At 69.5% G+C, this 16,275-nt stretch carries 12 protein-coding genes; 3 read left to right on the forward strand and 9 right to left on the reverse strand.

From position 1 onward, the window contains the following. Positions 1-16 precede the first annotated feature (16 nt). The gene (locus IEX13_RS07060; RefSeq protein WP_188662536.1) at positions 17-826 is read right to left on the reverse strand and encodes a 3-hydroxybutyrate dehydrogenase; all 810 of its coding nucleotides are present in this window, start codon (positions 824-826) and stop codon (positions 17-19) included. 108 nt (positions 827-934) lie between these two features. On the opposite strand from IEX13_RS07060, the gene IEX13_RS07065 reads away from it, so the two are divergent. Continuing rightward, complete coding sequence (locus IEX13_RS07065; protein ID WP_188662538.1) at positions 935-2,779, forward strand: 3-hydroxybutyrate oligomer hydrolase family protein; 1,845 nt, start codon at positions 935-937, stop codon at positions 2,777-2,779. Positions 2,780-2,845: 66 nt separating this feature from the next. On the opposite strand, the gene IEX13_RS07070 is transcribed toward IEX13_RS07065, so the two are convergent. Genes IEX13_RS07070 through IEX13_RS07080 form a run of 3 tightly spaced genes read right to left on the reverse strand, consistent with a single transcriptional unit; the run spans position 2,846 to position 9,497 of the window. Further along, positions 2,846-6,181 (reverse strand): hybrid sensor histidine kinase/response regulator, encoded by a 3,336-nt coding sequence (locus IEX13_RS07070; protein ID WP_188662540.1) that lies wholly within the window; start codon positions 6,179-6,181, stop codon positions 2,846-2,848. A 13-nt stretch (positions 6,182-6,194) separates the two neighbouring features. After that, entirely contained in the window at positions 6,195-7,187 is a 993-nt protein-coding gene (locus IEX13_RS07075) for an extracellular catalytic domain type 2 short-chain-length polyhydroxyalkanoate depolymerase (protein ID WP_229668474.1), read from the reverse strand. 60 nt (positions 7,188-7,247) lie between these two features. Next, positions 7,248-9,497, reverse strand: coding sequence for a TonB-dependent receptor (locus tag IEX13_RS07080; protein ID WP_188662544.1), 2,250 nt, complete (start codon positions 9,495-9,497; stop codon positions 7,248-7,250). 156 nt (positions 9,498-9,653) lie between these two features. On the opposite strand from IEX13_RS07080, the gene IEX13_RS07085 reads away from it, so the two are divergent. Next, positions 9,654-11,051 (forward strand): GntP family permease, encoded by a 1,398-nt coding sequence (locus tag IEX13_RS07085; RefSeq protein WP_188662546.1) that lies wholly within the window; start codon positions 9,654-9,656, stop codon positions 11,049-11,051. On the opposite strand, the gene IEX13_RS07090 is transcribed toward IEX13_RS07085, so the two are convergent. From IEX13_RS07090 to IEX13_RS07110, 5 genes are all read right to left on the reverse strand, one after another. After that, positions 11,017-12,237 carry a sensor histidine kinase gene (locus tag IEX13_RS07090; RefSeq protein ID WP_188662548.1) on the reverse strand — a complete coding sequence of 407 codons (1,221 nt, stop codon included), beginning with the start codon at positions 12,235-12,237 and terminating at the stop codon, positions 11,017-11,019. The two genes, IEX13_RS07085 and IEX13_RS07090, sit on opposite strands and share 35 nt — an antisense overlap. Beyond that, positions 12,234-13,028: a response regulator transcription factor gene (locus IEX13_RS07095; RefSeq protein ID WP_268235875.1), complete on the reverse strand. Its 795-nt coding sequence runs from the start codon at positions 13,026-13,028 to the stop codon at positions 12,234-12,236. Before IEX13_RS07095 ends, IEX13_RS07090 begins: the two co-directional genes overlap by 4 nt. Further along, positions 12,958-14,007, reverse strand: coding sequence for a type 1 glutamine amidotransferase domain-containing protein (locus IEX13_RS07100; RefSeq protein ID WP_188662552.1), 1,050 nt, complete (start codon positions 14,005-14,007; stop codon positions 12,958-12,960). The genes IEX13_RS07095 and IEX13_RS07100 overlap by 71 nt, the downstream gene beginning before the upstream one ends. A gap of 106 nt (positions 14,008-14,113) precedes the next feature. Then, positions 14,114-14,896 carry a M23 family metallopeptidase gene (locus tag IEX13_RS07105; protein ID WP_188662554.1) on the reverse strand — a complete coding sequence of 261 codons (783 nt, stop codon included), beginning with the start codon at positions 14,894-14,896 and terminating at the stop codon, positions 14,114-14,116. Between the two features lie 6 nt (positions 14,897-14,902). After that, positions 14,903-15,787, reverse strand: a complete 885-nt coding sequence (locus IEX13_RS07110) for a L,D-transpeptidase family protein (RefSeq protein ID WP_425489080.1) — start codon at positions 15,785-15,787, stop codon at positions 14,903-14,905. Positions 15,788-16,027: 240 nt separating this feature from the next. On the opposite strand from IEX13_RS07110, the gene IEX13_RS07115 reads away from it, so the two are divergent. Next, complete coding sequence (locus tag IEX13_RS07115; RefSeq protein WP_188662557.1) at positions 16,028-16,270, forward strand: DUF6868 family protein; 243 nt, start codon at positions 16,028-16,030, stop codon at positions 16,268-16,270. The last annotated feature ends 5 nt before the right edge of the window (positions 16,271-16,275 follow it).

The following is a 16,275-nucleotide window of genomic DNA, read 5'->3' on the forward strand; positions in this document are numbered from 1 at the left end:
CCCGGCGTGGGCGGGACTATTGCGAGGTCCAGCCGCCGTCGACGGGGATCGCGGCGCCGGTGATGTTGTGCGCTTCGCGCCGGCACAGGAACAGCACCGTTGCGGCGATGTCGGCAGGCAGGGACATGCGGCCGCTGGGCTGCTTTTCGGCCAGCAGCGCACGGATGCCGGCGTCGCGGTCGCCGCCGCTGGCTTCGGCGCGCGAGGCGATCTGCGGTTCGATCAGCGGCGTTTCCACCCAGCCCGGGCAGACGCAGTTGACGGTGACGCCGCCGCTGTCGCGGCTGCCGGCGCCGGCGACTTCCAGCGCGGCGACCTTGCTCAGGCCGACCAGGCCGAACTTGCTGGCGACGTACGGCGATTTGTTCACCGACGCCACCAGGCCATGCACCGAGGCGATGTTGAGCACGCGGCCGAAGCCACGCCCGACCATGCCCGGCAGGGCCAGGCGCATGGTGTGGAAGGCGGCACTGAGGTTGATCGCGATCAGCTTGTCCCAGGTCGCCGCGGGCATCTCACCGATCGGCGCCGTGTGCTGCACGCCGGCGCAGTTGACCACGATGTCGGCGGGGCCCCAGTCCGACAGCGCTTGCATCATCGTCTCGACGGCGTGGGCGTCGGCGAGGTCGGCGTCCAGGAAGCTCGCGTCGGGCGCGCCGGCCTGGCAGACCGAGGCCACCGCGGCTTCGATCTGCTCGTGACTGCCCAGGCCATTGAGCGCCACGCGCGCACCCGCCCCGCCCAGCGCCTGCGCGATCGCCAGGCCGATGCCCGAGGTGGAGCCGGTGACCAGGGCCGTGCGGCCCTGAAGGAAACGTTCGCCCATGGAAATCCCTTGCCAGTAAAGCCTTTGGCCACCCTAGCAGCGCGCCCGCGGCGGCGCGTCGTACCAAGGTACGATGCCGGCCCGGGACCCCCTTGTTAAGGTCTGGCCATGAAAAACCTCCGCCTGCTCCGCTCGCTTCCACTGGCCGGTCTCGCGCTGGCCCTGTCCGCCTGCACCAGCACCGGTGGTGGCCCCTCGCCGATGGACCTCGATGCGGGCATCGACCTGCGGACCTACCGCGACGGCGACGATCTGCTGACGGCCGGCCTGGGCGCCGCCGGGCTGCGCAACCCGACGCCGCCGGCTTTCGCGGACCCGGCCGCGCCGACGCCGACCGAACTTCGCCGGCGCGCGGTCTGGACCAACTGGCGCGGCATCGCCGACCTGGCCCCCGGCGGCGGTTACGGCGAGTTTTATGGCTCGCTGGCGCCGGTGACGGGCCGTGAGTACCAAGCGCTGGTGACGCTGCCCGGCCGAAAGCAGCCGCACCGGGTGATGGTGCAACTGCCCGACGACTTCGATTCCGACGCTCGCTGCATCGTGGTGACCGCCTCTTCCGGTTCGCGCGGCATCTACGGCGCCATCGCCCTGGCCGGCGCCTGGGGCCTGCCGCGCGGCTGTGCAGTGGCCTACACCGACAAGGGCGCCGGCACCGGCTACGTGGACACGGCCGACGGCCGCGGTTTTGCGCTCGACGGCCAGCTCGCACAGGCGGGCCAAGCCGTGGAGTTCAAGGTGCCGGCACGCGCGGCCGGCGATGGCGTTGCGCCGATCGCGGTCAAACACGCGCATTCGGGCGACAACCCCGAGGCCGACTGGGGCCGGCACGTGGCCCAGGCCGCGCGCTTCTCGCTGCAGGTGCTGTCGCTGGCGCATCCCGACGACGGCCCCTGGACCTTCGCGAACACACGCATGATCGCCGTGGGTGTTTCCAACGGCGGCGGCGCCGTGCTGCGCGCCGCGGAGTTGCCGGACACCGGCATCGATGCGGTCGTGGCGATATCGCCCAACGTGCTGCCCGGGGACGGCGGCCGTGCGCTTTACGACTATTCGACCGACGCCGCGCTGTGGATGCCCTGCGCACTCAATGCCGCGGCCTTCGACAACGTCGTGCTGGCACGCGCCAAGGGTGAAAAGTCAGTCGCCGGCATGGCGCGCTGCGGCATGCTCAAGGCCCGCGGCCTGCTGGAGGCCAAGGACCCGCTGGTCCAGGCCGAACAGGCGCGCCAGCACCTGCTCGACGGCGGCTGGACCGATGCCGGCATCGCCGCCGGCGTGATCAGCAGCAATTTCGACCTTTGGCGCGCGGTGAATGCCACCTACGCCTCGGCTTATGCGCGCACCGGCCCGGCCGACATGCCCTGCGGCTTTTCTTTCGCCGCCCTGGGCCCCGATGGCCAGCCGCGCGCACCGACGCCGGCCGAACGTGCCGCCTGGTGGCCTGACGCCAGCGGCATCCCGCCGGGCGCGGGCGTGAACCTGGTGGGCGAACTGACCACCACTGCCGACCCCACCCTCGGTGGCAACCTGTGCCTGCGCGCACTGTGGACCGAAGCAGGGAGCGAGGTGCGCGCCGGCATCGAACAGACCCGCGCCGCGCCGCCGCGCAAGCAGCTGCCGATGATCGTGCTGCACGGCGCCGACGACGGTCTCGTGCCCGAGCCCTTCAGCGGTGGCGCCTACGCGCGCTGGGCCAAGGCACAGGGCGCCGACCTGCGCTACTGGCGCATAGAAAACGCCCAGCATTTCGACGCCTTCCTCGGGCTGCCGGTGCTGGGCAGCCGCTATGTGCCGATGATGCCCTACGGCTACCGTGCGCTGGACGCCGCCTGGATGCACCTGGCCGCGGGCAAGGCGCTGCCGGGCGATGCCAATATCCGCACGACACCGCGCAGCTTCAGCGACGGCAAGCTGGCGCCGTTGACTCCGGAAAACCTGGGCCATATGCCCTGATCACTCCTGTGGGAGGGACTTCAGTCCCGATGCTTTCGGGACTGAAGTCCCTCCCACAAGGCGCTCCTACAGGTTGGTCGGGCCCAGCAGGCGCGACATCATCGACTTCAAGGCCAGCGGCTTGAGCGGCTTGTGCAGCAGCTGGCAGCCGGCGGCGGCAATGGCGTCGCGTACCTCGGGTCCGTGGTCGGCGGTGATCACCACGCAGGGACGCTCCGGCATCAGGGAGGCCAGGTGTTCGCGCAGCATCAGGCCGGTCTGGCCGCCGTCGAGGTGGAAATCGAGCAGCAGCAGGTCGGGCACGCCGGCTTCGGCCACGCGCGCCGCCGCTTCGTCGCCGTCGCGCGCCGCCAGCACGTCGCAGCCCCATCCGCCCAGCAGGGCCTGCATGCCGCGCAGCACGTCCGGGTCGTTGTCGACCACCAGTACGCGGCTGCGCGGCGGTTCCGGCGTGGCTTCCGGGGTCGCAACCGCATCGGCCGGCGCCGGCGTCGCGCGCGGCACCTCGATGGAAAACACCGTGCCCCGCCCCGGCCAGGAACGCAGCCTCAGCGGCAGCCCGAGCAGGCGCGCCACCCGTTCGGCGATGGCCAGGCCGATGCCCAGGCCCTGCCCGCCTTTGTCGAGGCGGCGGAACTCTTCGAAGATCAGCTTCTGGTCGCCTTCCGCGATGCCCGGGCCGGTGTCCCAGACCTCGATGGCCAGGGCGTCGCCGCGACGCCGGCAGCCGATCAGGATGCGGCCGCGCGCGGTGTAGCGCACGGCATTGCCCAGGAAGTTCTGCAGCACGCGGCGAAGCAGCTGCGGGTCGGTGAAGACCCAGGCGCCGGTCGGTACCCGGTCCAGCACCAGGCCCTTCTGTTCGGCCAATACACCGAATTCGGCGGCCAGGTGGCCCAGCAGGTCGTCGATGGCGAAGGCCTGCGGCTTGGGCTCCATGCCGCCGGCATCGAGCCGCGAGATGTCGAGCAGGCCGGCCAGCAGGCCTTCGGCGGAAACCAGGGCGCCGTCGATGTTCGCCAGCGCTTCGCGGTGCGGGCCATGTTCGAGCCGCGGCGCCAGCGCGTGCACGAACAGGTGCGCCGCGTTCAAGGGCTGCGCCAGGTCGTGGCTGACCGCGGCCAGGAAGCGCGACTTGCCGCGGTTCGCCCGTTCGGCCTCGGCCTTGGCACCGGCCAGCTGCGCGGTGCGTTCGACCACGCGCTGTTCCAGGGTCTCGGCGACCGACTTGAGTTCGGCCTCGCTGCGCCGGAAATCGGTGACGTCGGTGAAGGTCGCCACGAACCCACCGCCGGGCATCGGGTTGCCGCGGATCTCGACGACCACGTCGCCGAAACGGCGCTCGGCGACGTAGGGCGTGCCCGCGCGCATGTGCCGCAGGCGCTTGGCGACCTCGCGTTCGGGCGGACCGCCGCCAGCCAGGCCGCGGCCCACGTTGTGCGCCACCAGTTCGGCGACCGGCACGCCCACCTGCAGCAGCGGCCCCGGGTAGTCGAACAGCTCGGCATAGCGCCGGTTCCAGGCGACCAGGCGCAGCTCGGAATCGACCACCGAAATACCCTGGCTCATGTTCTCCAGCGCCGCTTCCAGCACGCGCTGGTTGAAGCGCAGCGCCTGCGAGGCTTCGCCGACGATGGTGGCCACGGTGTCCAGGTCGGTGCCCTGGGCGCGCCTGGCCGCATCGAGCAGCAGCCGCGCCGAGGCGGCGCCCAGCACCGCCGCCAGTTCGCGTTCGATGCGCTGCTGCAGTTCCCCCGGCACCGCCTGCCCGGCCGCCGCGCCGGCCAGCACCGCGTCCACGCGCGCCACCGGCAGGAAGCGCACCGCGACCTCGCGCAGTGCCTCGCGCGACAGCGCGCCGCCGCGATCGGGCGAGGCCACGTCCAGGCGCGATGCCAGCATCCACGGCACCAGCGCGCCCGCGGCCAGGCTGAGCAGCGTCGCGCGACCGATGCGGCTCCAGTCGCCCAGGCCGAACATCTGTTCCGGCGCCAGCCAGGTCCAGCTGAAGGGGCCGCCCTGCAGCCAGGCCGGCGACGGGCCACCGGCGTCCGCCAGTGCCGGCACCAGCAGCACCCAGCACCACAGCGCCACCGCCACGCCCAGGCCGGCCAGCACGGCGCGTGCCGGCGTCTGCGGCCGCCAGACGGCGAAGGCCACGGCCGGTGCCAGCGTCGCCAGCGCCGAAAACGACAAGGCGCCGATGTCGGCCAGTGCGTCCGACCCGGCGATCAGCCGGCTGTAGCCCCAGGCCAGCAGCACCACGGCCAGGATGCCGATACGCCGCTGGGTTAGCACGGCGCCGCGCAGGTCGGCGCCTTCGCCGGCGCCGCCCGACCACCGGCCGCGCACCAGCAGCGGCGCCAGCCAGTGGTTGCCGATCATCACGCTCAGCGCCAGCGTGGCCAGGATCACCATGCCGGTGGCCGCGCTGAGCCCGCCCAGGAAGGCCAGCAGGGCCAGGGCCTCATGGCCCTCGGCCAGCGGCAGCGCCAGCACGTACAGGTCCGAAGGCACGCCGATCGGCGCCAGCAGCGCATCGCCCGCGCGTGCCAGCGGCAGGATCGGCAGCGCGATCAGCAGCATGTACAGCGGGAACAGCCAGCGTGCCGTGCGCAGTTCGCGCTCCTGCCGGCACTCGACGATGCCGACGTGGAACTGGTGCGGCAGTGTGAACATCGCCAACGCCCCCAGCAGCACCAGCGCCGGGAAACCGCTGGCGCCGTCGGCCGGCGGCGGCGGCACGTCCACGTCGGGCAGGTCCAGGCCGAACACCACGAAGGCGCCCAGCGCCAGCATCGCGCCAAGCTTCAGCAACGACTCCACTGCCATCGCCAGCACCAGGCCGCGGTTGTGTTCCGCGGCGGACACCCGGCGAGTACCGAACAGCATCGCGAACAGGCCCATCGCCAGCGCCACGTAAAGCGCGCTGTCCTGCCAGGGCGGCGGCGCCAGTTCGGACGCACGCGTGAGCAGGCCGTAGCTCATCGCCACCGCCTTGAGCTGCAGCGCGATGTAAGGAACGATGCCCATCACCGCCACGAAGGTGACCGCCGCCGCCAGCCAGGAGCTCCGGCCCAGGCGGGTGGCGATAAGGTCGGCCAGCGAGGTCGAGTTGTGTTCGCGCGCGAGGCGCAGCAGCTTGAGCAGGAAGCCAAAGCCCAGCAGGTACAGCAGGATCGTGCCCAGGAAGGTCGGCGGGATCGCCCAGCCCGAACGCTGGGCCTGGGTGACCGTGCCGTAGAAGGTCCAGGACGTGCAGTACACCGCCAGCGACAGGCTGTAGACCGCTGGCCATTGTTTCGCCAGCAGTCCCGGTCGGCGCTCGGCCAGCAGCGCGGTGCCGAACAACAGGCCCAGCCACAGCAGGCCGGCACCGATGACCAGCGAGTCGGTCAGCACGACCGCGCCTGCCTCACGGCATCGGGGCGCCCAGGGCGGCCAATGCCGCGGCCAGCCAGCGCAGCTGCGCGCCGTCGCGGGTGTCGTAGGCCTCGCCCGTGTAACCCCACCAGTCCCAGCATGCCTTCGGATTCAGCGGCAGGTAGCTCGATCGCACCTGAGGATACAGCACGGCCACGCGGTGCACGTCGGCCCAGCGGTTGAAGCCGGCGTCGCGCACGAAACTTTCGCCGACCTTGTCGGCGTTCTGCTGGCAGCCATGGAAGGCCACCAGCACGCCGCAGGCGGCGCCCGCCGCGCAGTCCGGTGGCAGGTAGAGGTAGCCCGCCTCGGCCATGCTCGGGTCAAGGCCGGCCGGCGCGAACGGGGCCTGGTCGAAGCGGTGCAGCTCACCCGCGGCTTCGGCAGGTGCGGCCTTGCCGGGCTCGCCGAACAGCCGGGCCATCATCGCGCCGGCAGCGTCGAAATCGCAGCGGCCGAGCCAGGGTTCGCCGCCCAGGCTGCAGTCGACGCCGCTGTCGAGGGTCGGCAGCAGGTGCGGGAAGGCGCGGTCGGTGTCCTTCTCCACGCGCAGGCCGCCCGCTTCGTCGGACAGGGCTTGGTAAACACCAGCCACCGAATCGGCCAGCGCCGGCGCCACGATGGCGTCATCGCGCCCGTGCAGCACGTAGACCACGTCGCCGGCCAGGCCGGCCAGCGGCGCCAGTTGGCCGGCGGCGGCGCGTTCGCGCACGCGCCCGGCCAGGCGCGACGCATCAGGCAGGTAGGGGCTGGCTTCGATGCAGGGCCCAAGCGCCGTTTCCAGCGATCCCCCGGCGCAGCCATAGGGCGGGCCGGCGACCAGCGCCGCGCCACGCAGTCGATCCGACCAGGCGAAATGCGCCTGGCTCGCCATGATCGCGCCGGACGACAAGCCGGCGACCGCGACCCGGTCGGGATCGACCGTGATCGCGGGCAGCGGCGGCGGGGGTTGGGCGCTGCAGCCGGCCAGCAGCGCCAGGGGCACAAAAACACGGGCCGCTTGCGCGACCCGTTGGGAAAATTCCCGGGGAAACACTGCCATCACTCAGAAGTTGTAGCGAAGCGACGCGTAGTAGTTGCGCGGCGCGCCGAAGTAGGCCGTCTGGATGCCGCCGATGGACGAGAATTCCTGGCCGTCGACCTTGTAGACCTCGTCGGTGAGGTTGCGCACGCCGGCGCGCAGCTGCCAGCGGGCGTCGGCCGAATCCCAGACGCCGAACAGGCCGGCCAGCGTGTACGCGCCCTGGCTCAGGCCCGGGGCGTTGTCCACGCTCAGCCAGGTTTCCGAGCGGTAGGACACGTCGCCGCCGAAGGTCAGCAGGCTGCCGTTGGCCAGCTCGAAGCTGTGCTGCAGGGCGACCCGGCCGGTGAACTCCGGGGAGAACGGCACGTGCTCGTGCAGGCCGGCAAGCGCCGGGTTCACCGCCACGCGCGGGTCGTTGAACTCCTCGTAGCTCGCGTCCATCCAGCCAAGCTGGGTGGACAGCAGGGTGTTGTCGCCCAGGCGCGCCATGCCTTCGAACTCGATGCCGTTGATGGCCAGCTCGGCCGCGTTGAGCACCGGGAAGGCGAAGTTGGGCACCGGGTCGCTGGGGTTGATGATCTCGGAAACGCGGGCCTGGAAATCCTTGTACTGACTGTGGAAGGCGGCGATGCGGCCCGTAAGGCGGCGGTCGTCCGACTGCATCTTGACGCCGGCCTCGTAGGTCCAGACGTATTCGGGCTCGAAGGCGCTGATCTCGGTGGCGGCGTTGGCGCGGCCGTTGAAACCACCGGCCTTGTAGCCGCGGTTGGCCGACACGTAGCCCATCACCTGCTCGCTGAATTCCTTCTGCAGGCTCACGCTCGGGGTGAACGCGGTCCAGTTGCCGGAGATGTTGAAGGCCAGCGCCGGATCGGCGTTGCCCAGGATGTTCGAGAAGGTGGACGTGGTGCGGAAATACTTCTTGCTGTCCTTGGTGTAGCGCAGGCCCGCGGCCAGGGTCCAGCTGGGCGTGAACTCCCAGTTGAAGTGCGCGAAGCCGGCCACCGACTTGTTCGACAGGTCGTCGTCGATGGTGCGCAGGAAGCTGATCGGCGTACCGGCGAACAGCAGGAAGTCGTGGGCGTAGGCTTCCTGGTGCGACGGCACCTGTTCGTCCATGTAATAAAGGCCGAAGATCGCCTGCAGGTCGTCGCCGTTGTCGTACTGCAGCTGCAGTTCCTGGCTGGCCTGGCGCTGGTCCACGCCCACGAACACGTCGCCGAGCTCGAACTCGGAGGCGTCGATGTCGATGAAGGAGGCGGTGTCGAGCTTGCGGAAGGAGGTGATCGACTTGGCGGTCCAGCGGTCGCCCAGCACCCATTCCAGGCCCAGCGAAGCGCCGCGGTGGGTCATCTTCTGGCCCCGGTCGGGCGCGAACGAGGTGCGGGTCTGGAAGTTGTATTCGCCCGGGGTCGGCAGGCGGTAGAGCACGATGCCAAGCGCAAGGTCCACGCCGTAGAGCGGCGCCACCGGCTGGCCCAGGGTCAGGGCGTTGTCCTGGCGGGTGTAGTCCACCGACAGCGTGCCGCTGAAGGTGTCGCTGGGGCGGAAGGCGAACTTCACGCGGGCGGCGGTGGTGTCCTCGTCGTTGTATTCCTGGCCCGTGGACGGGTCGGTGACGTAACCGTCGCGGGTGATCTTCGCGGCCGCCAGGCTCACGGCCAGGGTGTCGCTGAGCTGGCCGGCGGCGTACACGCGACCTTCGGCGCGACCGTAGTCGCCCGCGGTCAGCTCGACCGAACCGCCCTGGTCGTCGAAGGGATTGCGGGTGGTGATCTTCACCGCGCCGCCGGTGCTGTTCTTGCCGTAAAGCGTGCCCTGCGGGCCGCGCAGCACCTCGACCTGGCTGACGTCGAACAGCGAGAACAGCGCCCCGTTGATGCGTGAGTAGTAGACGTCGTCCACGTACATGCCCACGCCCGGGTCGAAGGTCTGCAGCGCGTCGGGCTGGCCGATGCCGCGGATGAAGACGTTCACCGAGTTGGAGGAACCGCGGCCCTGCACGATGTTCATGTTCGGCACGGCGCCCTGCAGGCCGTCGATGCTGGTCGCCTGCAGGTTGCGCATGGCGTCTTCGCTGAAGGCGCTCACGGCCACCGGTACGTCCTGGATGGACTCGGTGCGGCGGCGCGCGGTCACTTCCAGCACGTCGAGGGTCGCCAGGGCTTCGTCCTGGGCCGCGTCGGCGGCCGGCGCGTCCTGCGCCGTCGCCTGCAGGGCAACCAGGGACAGGGTGAGGCCGATGGCCAGGCTCAGTTGCTTGCGCTTCATGGGTTCCCCTCGAACTAACGTGGCGGGCGGCCGGTTGGCCGGTTGCACGGCAGACTACGACCGGGCCACCGCAGCGGCACCTGTACCTTGGTACAAGTGGTCGCCGGCGCCGCGCCTGCGGACACTCGAGCCCTGTGTTTTCCGGGGTTCCTGGCCATGTCCTTCCTTATCGTGCTGGCGGCGCTGTGTTTCCTGATGTTCGTGGCCTACCGCGGCTACAGCGTCATCCTGTTCGCACCGGTCGCGGCCCTGGGCGCGGTGCTGCTGACCGACCCATCCCTGGTGGCGCCGATGTTCACCGGGCTGTTCATGGACAAGATGGTCGGCTTCCTCAAGCTCTATTTCCCGGTGTTCCTGCTGGGCGCCATCTTCGGCAAGCTGATCGAGGTCTCGGGCTTTTCCAAGTCCATCGTGGCGGCCACGATCCGCCTGTTCGGGCCCGAGCGCGCCATCCTCTCGATCGTCGCGGTCTGCGCCATCCTCACCTACGGCGGCGTGTCGCTGTTCGTGGTGGTGTTCGCGGTGTATCCCTTCGCCGCCGAACTGTTCCGCCAGGCCGACATCCCCAAGCGCCTGATCCCGGGAACGATCGCCCTGGGCGCCTTCACCTTCACCATGGACGCCCTGCCAGGCACGCCGCAGATCCAGAACATCATCCCCACCGGCTTTTTCGGCACCGACACCTGGGCGGCGCCGGTGCTGGGCACGCTGGGCGGCCTGTTCATCCTGGCGCTGGGCATGAGCTACCTGGAATGGCGCCGGCGCGTGGCCCAGCGCGCCGGCGAAGGTTATGGCACCGAACTTAAGAACGAACCGGCGCCTTACGCCGGCGACAAACTCGCCAACCCCTGGATCGCGCTGCTGCCACTGGTGCTGGTGGGCGTGAGCAACAAGGTCTACACGATGCTGATTCCGCGGTACTACGGGGAAAGCCACAGTTTCGAACCGTCGGTGATCGGCAATGCCGCGCCGGTGGTGCAGGAAGTGTCGCGGGTGGCGGCCATCTGGGCGGTCGAGGCCGCCCTGCTGACCGGCATCCTGGCGGTGGTGGTGCTGGCCTGGAAGGCGGTGAGCACGCACTTCGCCGAGAGCACCCAGCCGGCCATCGGCGGCGCCTTGCTTGCGTCCATGAACACGGCGTCGGAATACGGCTTCGGCGCCGTCATCGCGGCCCTGCCCGGCTTCCTGGTGGTGGCCGGCGCGCTAGGAACGATCCCCGACCCGCTGATCAACGAAGCGATCACCGTCACCGCGCTGGCCGGCATCACCGGCTCGGCCTCGGGCGGCATGTCCATCGCGCTTGCGGCCATGTCGGACACCTTCATCGCCAACGCCAACGCCGCCGGCATCCCGATGGAGGTGCTGCACCGCGTGGCCTCGATGGCCAGCGGCGGCATGGACACCCTGCCCCACAACGGCGCGGTGATCACCCTGCTGGCGGTCACCGGCCTGACCCACCGCCAGGCCTACAAGGACATCTTCGCGATCACGATCATCAAGACGCTGGCGGTGTTCTTCATCATCGGCGTGTTCTACGCGACCGGCTGGGTCTAGGCGCAAGGCGGAGCTCGACCTGACCTTCGGCCTCCGTGCGCGAGAGTGTCCATCCGAACCGGGCCAGCAGCCGCTCCGCCAGCGGCAGGCCCAGCCCGAAACCCGCGGGTCCCGCATCGACCGGCAGCGGGTTGTGCATCTGCAGCCCGTCCGGCGTCGCGTCGATCGAGATGGTCCCGGCGCCCCCGTGCTGGATGGCATTGAGCAATCCGTTGGCCACCACCGTCTCGGCGATGTCCTCCGGCAGCGCCCACTCCAGCCCGGGCGTAGCCTGCACGGCCAGGGTTTGCCGGCGGGTGTCGGCAAGCGGGCCGAATTCTTCGGCCAGGCCGGCCAACAGGGGGCCGACGGCGCAGCGAGCGTCCACGGGAGGTTCGATGTCGCTCGCCAGCCACAGGACGCTGTGGCTCGCCCGCAGCAACCGGTCATGCGCACGCTGCAGCCGGTTCCACGCCCGCTGGTCGTGGGGATCGTCCTTGAGCAGGGCCAGGCTGGTGCGCGCGGACTGCAGCGGCGTGCGCAGTTCATGGCCGAGGAACGCCAGCGTTTCGCGCTCCAGCGCCAATGCCTGCAGGCGCGCACCCCAGGATTCGGCCGCCAGGTGCGCCAGCTGGCTGAACTCGGCGATCTCTTCCGTCGCCGCGAGCGACTTCAGCGTCCCGGGGTCCGGGCTGCCGCCGATATGCTCGATCAACCCACGCGCCCGCCGGGAAATGCGCGATACGAGCCAGCGCGAAAGCAGCCAGGCGACCAGTGCCAGCGCCACCGCCATCACCACCAGCCAGGGCCAGGCGCGCGCCAGGGCCTGGTTTACCCGCAGCTGGTTGCTGACGTCGTACACCAGCAGGTAGTCCTCGCCGGCCGGGCTACGACCGGCCAGCACGTGCACGTAGCGATCATCGGCCAGCCGGAATTCCCTGATGCCCCCCGGTCGGCGACCGTGCATGGCTTGCCGGAGCTCGGCTGGCGCATGCTCCCGTGCATGCAGTTCGAAGCGGTCGGGCAATCGCGCCGATTCCAGATCGACGATACCGCCGGCGACGTTGCCAAGCCGGTCATCGATGAACCCGTCCTCGAGCACGAACAGCAGTAGCAGCGTCATTGCCGAAAAGCCTGCCGCCAGCACCAGGGCGAAAGCGATCCACTGCCGGGCCAGCACCTGGCTCAGGTTCCGTTTACCGCTCATGGTTCTGCACCGAAGCGGTAGCCGATGCCACGCACCGTGCTGATCGGAGCCTCGCCGAAACGCTCGAGCATCGCCTGGCGCAACTGGTAGACGTGGGCACGCAGGGGATCGCTCTGGGGCGACTGATCGCCCCACAGGTCCTCGCGCAGCGCCTGCTTGCTGACGCTGCGCGGATGGGCCTGCATCAGCCTTCCCAGGATGGCCAGGCCCGCGGAGTGCAGCTGCAGGCTCCGGCCAGCATGGCTCAGCAGGCCGCTGTGCAGGTCGAGGGTATATCCCGCTACGTCCACACAAACGGGGGACTGGCTCGCCACGCGCGCGCAGATGGCGCGAATCCGCACCAGCAGCTCCACCGGCGCGAAGGGCTTGACCATGTAGTCGATCGCACCGGCCGCGAAACCCTCAAGCTTGTCCTGCAGCGCCCCGCGGGCGGTGAGGAAGATGGCAGGCGTGCCCAGCCCTTGCGCCTGCTTGAGGTCGCGGCACAGGCCGATGCCATCCTGACCCGGCAGGTTGACGTCCAGTACCAGCACGTCGAAACACGCCCTGGCGACCTGCGCCCGGGCTTCGAAGGCATTCGCGGCGTAGTCAACGCGCAGCCCGTTGGCCTCCAGGTAGTCGCCGATGCCGGCGGCCACATCCAGATCATCTTCGACGAGCAATACACGGATCGACCCCGCCGTCACCTGGCGTCCCTCCACTGTGGGTACCGATGATCGCCTAATTCCGGGCAAGCTGCTGGAGCTGCCAGGCGTCGCGCAGGCGCCACTGCATGGCGGCAACGAGGGCATGCATCAGAAGCAGGTGCTTGCTTGCCCTTGGGCCGGCCTGCTTGCTCGCCAACGCCCGGTCCAGGCCCTGTGCGTAGTAGGTCGCCAGCAAACCGACGCTGACTTCTTCGCTGGTGGGATCGCGGGCCACCGGATCATGTCCCAGGGCACGCACCATCGCTTCGGCGACCGTCCACGTCGACCAAGGGTTCTGCCCGGTGACGAGGCGGCCATCCACCACGGTGTTGTCCAGGTAAATGGGACCTTCCACGAATCCCGTGGATTGTCGTGCCAGCGCATCCTGCAACAGGAACGGAAAGACATCCCGGGCCTGCTCGATGAGGAACAGTTCTTCCGCATTGGTGAATCCCGTCACTCGCCGCCCCCGCAGCAGCGTGCGGCCATCAGCCAGTTCAATGTCCAGCAACGCCGCGGGCCCGTGACAGACGGCGCCGATCACGCCGCGTGGTTCGATGTCGCGAACGATCCGCGCAATGTCGGGATCGCCGGGAAAATCGAACATCGCTCCCTTGCCCCCGACGAAATAGACCGCGTCGTACCGCGAAGGATCCACATCGGCCAGCGGTATCGTATCGGCCAGTTTGGCCTGGGCGGCCGGATCGTTGAGAAAGGCGTAGTCCGCATCGACCAGGCCATCATCCAGCGTTTGCGGTGGCGTCCCCCCCTGGGGGCTGGCCAGGTCCACCTCATAGCCGTTGGCCGTGAACACCCAGTAGGCTCGCGAGATCTCGGTGAGCTCGTAGCCGCCTTTGCGCCGCTCCTGGTCAAAGCTGGCCGTGCTGCTCAGCACGGCCAGCACGCGCCCTCGCCGATGACGGACGCCGTCGCGGACGAAGGCCAGGTCGCTTGCCGTGGCGACCCGATTGCCCCGCGGCTCGGACGCCAGGTCAAGGCTTTCGACGTAGGCCCAGCCCGCCAGCGTCACCACCAACAACAGTCCCGCCACCGTCCCGGCCGTCCAACGAATGCTCTTCCACATGTTCGTGCTCCGATTTTCCCCGCCCTGATGGCGGTCGGAGGGAACGATGCACCGGGCCGGTAAAACCAGCGTCAAACCGGTTTCGGGTCGGGTCCGCTGCGCCGGGCTATTGCGGGGCTTTCACAAGCAGCGGATAGGGATTGATCGCCTCGCCCTGCCACCAGCGCTTTTCCGGCCCGAGCACGAAGATGGCGAAATGCAGGTGGGGGGCGGCCGGGTTGGCGTTTCCGGTATGGCCCACGTAGCCCAGGACGTCGCCCTGATGCAGCTGTTTGCCCTCTTGCACGCCCTCGGCGTAGCGCTGCAGGTGCGCGTAGTAAAACGCCACCTGGCCGGCCTCGTCGAACTGGTAGAGGGTCAGGCCGCCCGGCACGGAGTCGAACAGTTTGACGACCGGCCCGTCGGCGGCGGCAAGCACCGGCGTGCCTTCCGGCGCCATGATGTCCAGGGCGTCGTGCACCCGATCCTGGCCACGCGCATCGGCGAAACTGTCGAACAGGTCCGCTGCCGCGATGCCTTCGACCGGGATGCGCAGGGGCGGCAGCAAGGGCGTTTCCCGCGCCGGGGCCGCGGCGCTGGTGGTCGCGTCGTTGCCCACGGTAGGGGACGGGCTTTTTTCGATGGCCTCTTCGACGGCTTCGTCGATCGCCACTTCCAGCGTGCCTTCGATGTTCTCCTCGCGGAGGCGGCGAGGGTCGGGCTCGCGCGCCGGCCCGGCCGTCGGTGGCGGCAGCACGCCGGGTGCCGACGCCGTGGGTGCGGCCGGGGCGGCAGGCGCCTCGGCGACGCCGCCGGACGGTGGTGCTTCCGGCGGCACCTCGGCCACCAGCCAGGCCACCGCCAGGCCTCCCACCAACAGTCCCGCCAGGAACACCAGGCCTGCCCGCATCGTGCGCTACTCCTGCAGCCGCACGGCCGTGCCGGGCGAAACTGCCCCGGCCACGCGCACGACGTCCCAGTTGGTCAGACGGATGCAGCCATTGGATTGCGTCTTGCTGATGTTCGCGGGCTCCGGGGTGCCATGGATGCCGTAATGCGGCTTGCTCAAGTCGATCCAGGCCACGCCCACCGGATTGTTCGGACCGGGCTGGAGCGTCGCCTTTTCGTGCGCCGGATCCGCGGCATGGAACAGGCTCGGATCGTAGTTGAACACCGGGTCATGGGCCACGCCGTTGATCGTCCAGTCGCCGATCGGCAGCGGGTCGTTTTCGCTGCCCGACGTCGCCGGGAACCAGGCGATCACCGCGTCCTGGGCGTCGAGCAGCCACAGGGCCCCGTCGGATTCGTCGACCACGACGGTGGACGCCGCCGGAAGCTCCAGGTCGTGCTCGACGTTGGGCACCTGGATGGATTCACCGGCTTCGAACCGGGCCTGCGGATTGAGTTCGCGCAGCAGCGCCGGGCTGGCGTGGAACCGTTCGCCCAGCTTTTCGACGGCACCGGTGAAACCCATGGAAGCAAGCGCCGCCTTGGCCATCATGTCCGAGGGGATTTCCACGAAAGGGCCGGCGACGTCTTCTTCGCTCAACACCACGTCCACCAGGGTGGGCGAAGCATTGGCCTCGAGCGCCAGCCAGGTGTCTTCGTCGGCCTCGCCGGTGGGATCCAGGCCCTGCTGGCGCTGGAACGCACGCAGCGCCCCGGCCTGGTTGGAGCCGGCGACGCCGTCGATTTCACCGGGCGAAAACCGCGCCCGGTCCAGCAAGACCTGTACACGCAGGTCATTGCGCCCATCGGGCGAGGCAAGCAGCGCATCGGTCGGGATAGCGGGTTCGTCCATCGACGCCGAGGCGGTCTCCCCCGGCGGGTCCTGAGTGTCGTCCTGCGGCACCGGCGGCGTATGCGCCGCCGCGGTGGTCGTCACGAGCAGGGCGGCTGCCGTCCAGTGCAAGAGCGAAGGGGCGCGTGACATGGCAGTACTCCTCGATGGGGTACCGAGTGTCCACCGCCCCGCATTAATCCCACCTAAGCCGGATGCCTGGTCTATTCTGGACCGGCCACATCCCACCGGAGAAGGCCCATGACCTCCGATTCGATCACCGAGCTGCTGCTCTGGTCGCTTGCGATCAACTACGCGATCCTGCTGGTCTGGCTGGGCGCGATGGCCTGGTTCCGCGAACCTATCCGCCGCCTGCACCGACGCTGGTTCCGACTTTCCGACGAACTCTTCGATGCCATCCACTATGGCGCGATGGCGGTGTACAAGCTGCTGATCATCGTTTTCAACCTGACGCCGCTGATCGCGATCCAGCTGCTCGGCTGAAGCCC

It is taken from the genome of Arenimonas soli (assembly GCF_014643775.1).
GTDB classification, from domain to species: domain Bacteria; phylum Pseudomonadota; class Gammaproteobacteria; order Xanthomonadales; family Xanthomonadaceae; genus Arenimonas; species Arenimonas soli.